Genomic DNA, 5,003 nt, shown 5'->3' with positions numbered 1-5,003 from the left:
AAACACCCCCTAACTCGGCGGCTGCGTCTTTTGTTTATATGAGACAGCCTGCGCACCGGCTCGTTGCGATCGTACGTCCGGCCGCCAATGGGGGCGGGGCCCGCGTCTTCGCCCGCGGCCCCCGCCCCTTTCCGTGCGCGCCGCGGGACGCCGGCCCTCAGCGGGTCGCCGCGCGCTGGAGGGCGCTGGCGAGGAGCGCCAGGTCCGTCGGGCCGTTGCCGAGTTCGCGGACCGGGCGGCGGGCGGGCGGGGCGCCGAGCTGGAGCGGGTCTATCGCGACGACCGTCGGGCGCAGGGTCGCGGTGCGCGGGATGCGTCCGCTGATCCGGGCGGCCTGGAAGGCGCAGACGCCGCCGTCCGGCAGCCGCAGGTAGCCGCGGCCCGGGGTGTCCTCGGGGAGGGCGGCGGCGTCGCCCAGGTGGATCAGCAGGTCGGAGTCGGCCGGGTCCTCGGTGCGCAGCGCGATCCGGAGCAGGGCGGCCTCGTCGACCTCGGTGCCGGCGCTCTCCTCGGGCCGGCCGGTGGTGACCGCGAGGTGGACGCCGAGCGGGCCGCCGCGGCGGGCGACGGCGGCGAGCGCGCGGGCCAGCGGGCGGCCGGCCGGGGAGGTGGGGGAGAGCAGCGCGTCGTAGTCGTCGACCACGACGACCAGCCGGGCGGGGACCGGGGAGCCCGGGGCGGCGGGCCGGGGGCCGTCGGCGCCGCGCGGCCCGATGACCCGGGGCGCGGGGGGCGCGGCGGCTCCGACGGTGGCGGGCACCGGCACCTGCGGGGCGTCCGCACCTGTACCGAGGCCCTGTCGGCCGTCGAGGCTGTGCTGACCGGCAAGGCTGTGCTGGCCGTCCAGGCTGTGCTGGCCGTCGAGAATGCGGGCGGCGTGCCAGGAGGCGAAGTCGAGGCCGTCGAACAGCCGCTCCCGCAGCGCGAGTTCGTCCTCCAGCGCCTCCGCGGCGAGCAGCGCCTGGCGCGGGTCGGAGGCGGCGTTGACCCGCCCGGTGACGTGCGGGAGCTCGGTGCAGCCGTCCAGCCCGTCCTCGGTGGCCCGGCCCTCGACGATGGTGACGGCCAGCCGCTCGGGCCGCTCGGAGACGGCGAGCGAGGCGACGAGCGTGCGCAGCAGCTCCGTCTTGCCGGAGCCGCGCGCGCCGCCGATCAGCAGGTGCGGGCCGCCCGGGTCGGGGGAGGGGAGGGCCAGTTCGGGATCGGCGAGGTCGAGCGTGCAGAGCTCGTCGCGGGTGGTGCCGAGCAGCGCGGTGGCGGCGCCGATGCCGCCGGCGTGGGCGTCCCAGCGGGCGGAGAGCTTGGCGGGGGTGACGGTGTCGAGCTGCAGCAGGTCGAGCAGCCGCAGGGCGTCCGGCAGCGGGCCGCGGGCGGCCGGGGCGGCCTCGCGCAGCGGGGCGAGCACCCGGGCCAGCCGCTCGGCCCAGGCGTCGGAGACGGCGTCCAGCGAGACCTCGTGCAGGGTCTCGCGGCCGCGGGCGACCGGGCGGTCGAGCGAGAGGTGGGTGCCGACCTCGCCGGTGATCAGGGCGGTGGCGCCGACGCCGCGGGGGAGCAGTTCGGGCTGCTCGGCGAGGCAGATCGGGAAGATGCCGACCGCCGGGCCCTGGCGCAGCAGCAGGTCCAGCGCCTGCCGGGCGGTCTCGGTGGCCGGGCGGCCGTCGACCACGACGACGGTGGCGGGGTGGCCGCCGAGGCCGACCGGGCCGCTGAGCCGGGCGGTGAGCTCGGTGAGCCGGGCGGTGGCCTGCTCGTCGTCGAGGCCGAGCAGCAGGCGGCAGTCCTGGCCCTCGACGGGGCGCAGGTGGGGCAGCCAGAGGGCCCAGGCCCAGGTGTCGACGCGATCCTGCGGGGTGCGGGCGTGGTCGGAGTCGACGACGACGAGGCTCAGGCCGCTCGGCGGGTGCAGGGCGGCGAGCTGGGCGACGACGGCGCGGGTGAGCGCGTCCAGCCGCTCGCGCGGGCCGCTGAGGCCGAGGCTGCCGGCGGTCTGCAGGTCGAGGGTGACCGGGACGGCGGGCAGTGTCGTGCCGGGGGTGGTGCCGGGGCTGCCGGGGCGGTCGGCGGTGCCCAGGCGCAGGGTGAGCGCGTCGGGGTGGCCGGGGCCGCGCTCCCAGAGCCGGGGGCCGGGGCCGACGGCGTTGAGCAGGAGGGTGGCGAGGTCGGGCCAGCGTTCGCGCTGGGCGGCGGCCTGGCGGATCCGGACGGCGGCGTGGTGGCGCTCGGCGCTCTCCTGTCCGGGCGGTTCGGCGGTGCGGCCGAGCCGCAGCGAGAGCAGTCCGCGGCCGCGGCCCGCGGCGGGCTCGGGGGCGGCGGGCGGTTCGGCGACGGGCGGCGCGGGCCGGACGGGGCCGGGGGCGGCGAGCTGGAGGTGGCCGTGGCCGTCCGGGACGGCGGCGCGGGCGGGCTCGCCGGGTTCGGGGGCCGCGAGCTGGAGGGTGGACTCGCCGATCCGCAGCAGGGCTCCGGGGTCGAGCGGGACGGCCTCCTCCAGCGGGCCGGGCGGGACGATCCGGCCGTCCAGGGTGGTGCCGTTGGTGGAGCCGAGGTCGCGGACGGTGACCCGGCCGTCCTCGGCGAGGTGCAGGGACAGGTGCAGCCGGGAGACGTCCGGGTCGTCGAGCGGGACGTCGGCCTCGCCGGAGCGGCCGACCCGGATCTCCCGGCCGTGCAGGCGGTGCACGCCGCCGGCGTCGGGGCCGCCGACCACGCGCAGTTCGGCGGCGGCCGTCGCGTCGTCGGGGTCGTCGGCGGTCGGGTCCGGCTCGTTGAGGCTGAGGACGGCGCCGTCGAGGAGCGGAGGATGGCCGAGCAGGGTGTGTTCGTCCACCCGGTGCGCCCCGGCGTAGAGGTGCACGTGGGTGGCGGCCCGGGGCCCGCGCACGCCCACGGCGCCCGCGAGCGCGCCCGCGAGGGCGCCGAGCGCGGTGCCCACGGGCGCGGTGACCAGTACGTCCACGTAGGGGATGGCGGTGCCGGCGGCGGTCGGGCCGCTGCGCGGTCGGAGGACGGTCAGCCGGATCTGCATCTCGCCCGCGGGTCCCTTCTGCTGATGTGAAGCCTGGTACCGCTGCCTCGCGGCTCGGGCGGCCGCTGGGCCACAAAGGTGGCGAGTGTCCATCCTGCCATCCGTCACGGACGGTCCGCGCACGGTACCGGATTTGACGATCTTGCGATGATCGCCATGTTGGAGGTGGCGGAGGGTCAGGTCAACCGGTGCTCCGGCGGTGCCCGTGACCCTTCCCTAGGGGATGTCCCCCAACCCGTCCCCGAGACCGGTCGGACGGCCTGCCGGTCGCCTCCGAAACCCGAACGGTCACCGTTAGAGTGGCCGCAGACAGGGGCCCGGCAGGCTCACCGCACCGGCGGAGGAGCGCCCCGCGCGGGCGGCACGGCGAGGAGTGCGACAGGTGCGGCCAGTCGGCAGCAAGTATGTGCTTGAGGAGACCCTCGGACGGGGGGCCACCGGCACCGTCTGGCGCGGGCGGGTGCGCCCGGACGCCGACGTGCCCGGCGGCGAGCCCGGGCAGGCCGTGGCGATCAAGGTGCTGCGCGAGGAACTGGCCGCGGACCCGGACGTCGTGATGCGCTTCCTGCGCGAGCGCTCCCTGCTGCTGCGGCTCACCCACCCCAACATCGTCCGGGTGTGCGACCTGGTCGTCGAGGGCGAACTGCTGGCCCTCGTGATGGACCTCGTCGAGGGCCCCGACCTGGCCCGCTACCTGCGCTCCAACGGCCCGTTCAGCCCGATCGCCGGCGCCCTGCTGATGGCCCAGGTCGCGGACGCGCTCGCGGCCAGCCACGCCGACGGCATCGTCCACCGCGACCTCAAGCCGGCGAACGTCCTGCTCGCCTCCGTCCTGGTGGACGGCACCGAGCAGATGCACCCGATGCTGACCGACTTCGGCATCGCCCGCCTCGCCGACTCCCCGGGCATCACCCGCACCCACGAGTTCGTCGGCACGCCCGCCTACGTCGCCCCGGAGTCCGCCGAGGGCCGCGCCCAGACCTCCGCCGTGGACGTCTACGGCGCCGGGATCATGCTGTACGAGCTGGTCACCGGCCGCCAGCCGTTCCAGGGCGACGGCGCGCTCGCGGTCCTCCAGGCGCACCTCGCCCAGGAGCCGCAGCGGCCCAGCACGATGCCCGAGCCGCTGTGGACGGTGATCGAGCGCTGCCTGCGCAAGGACCCGGCGCAGCGGCCGTCCGCGACCTCGCTGGCGCGGGCGCTGCGCGTGGTGGCGGCGGGCGTCGGCGTGCACGCCTCCCCGGCGGCCGTGGACGCGGCGATCGCGGTCGGCGCGCTGCTGCAGCCGGACCCGCAGCCCGCCTCGGTGCCGGGCACGGCCACGGGCGCGCCGTTCGCGCCGGCGAGCGAGGACCGCACCCAGGTGCTGCCCGCCGGCGGCCCCGGCGCCCCGCAGTTCGACCCGGCCGCGGCGACCCGGGTGATGGGCACCCAGCCGTCGCCCGCGCCCCCGTACGGCAGTGCGGACCGCACGCAGGTGATGCCGCCCACCGCGGTGCCGCCGCCCCCGCCGGGCCCGCCGCAGGAGGAGGCGCCGCACCCGTGGCAGACGCAGCTGCGCGCCGCGCGGGACCGCAACCAGCAGACGCAGGTCGGCTACTTCGGCCCGGAGGACTTCGAGGAGCCGCAGGTCGCCCCGCAGCCCTACCAGGCGGGCCAGGGGGGTCAGGGCGGATACCCGGGCCAGGGCGGTCACCCCGGGGCGTACCAGCCCCAGCAGCCCGGCGGCCCCCGGCCCGACCAGCGCCGCCAGGGCCCGCCGCCGCCCGGGTACGCCCAGCGCCCGCCGGTCGCCCCGCCGCCCTACCGGGCGAACCAGGCGAACCAGGGGGGACAGGCGGGCCAGGGCGGCCGTCCGCAGCCGCCCGGCGGCTACCGGCAGGCCCCGGAGGGCTACGGCCGGTCGCAGGCCGGCTACCCGCCGCCGCCCCCGCCCGCCCCGGTGCGCCGGGCCGAGCCGCCCGCCCCGCAGCGC

2 protein-coding genes are annotated in these 5,003 nt (G+C 78.2%); one reads left to right on the top strand and one right to left on the bottom strand.

The window, feature by feature from the left end:
* Positions 1-157: 157 nt before the first annotated feature.
* The gene (locus ACFXDE_RS43645) at positions 158-3,028 is read right to left on the bottom strand and encodes an FtsK/SpoIIIE domain-containing protein (protein WP_380499768.1); all 2,871 of its coding nucleotides are present in this window, start codon (positions 3,026-3,028) and stop codon (positions 158-160) included.
* Between the two features lie 382 nt (positions 3,029-3,410).
* Between ACFXDE_RS43645 and ACFXDE_RS43640 the strand changes: the two genes are divergently transcribed.
* Positions 3,411-5,003 (top strand): protein kinase (locus ACFXDE_RS43640; RefSeq protein ID WP_380499767.1); only part of this gene is annotated, 1,593 nt, incomplete at its 3' end.

The organism is Kitasatospora sp. NPDC059408, from assembly GCF_042751525.1.
Taxonomy (GTDB): Bacteria; Actinomycetota; Actinomycetes; order Streptomycetales; family Streptomycetaceae; genus Kitasatospora.
This window is presented reverse-complemented; position numbering and strand designations above follow the sequence as displayed.

Excerpts from the sequence above, each read along its gene's own strand:
- ACFXDE_RS43645 (WP_380499768.1), bottom strand. The coding sequence starts at position 3,028 with ATGCAGATCCGGCTGACCGTCCTCCGACCGCGCAGCGGCCCGACCGCC.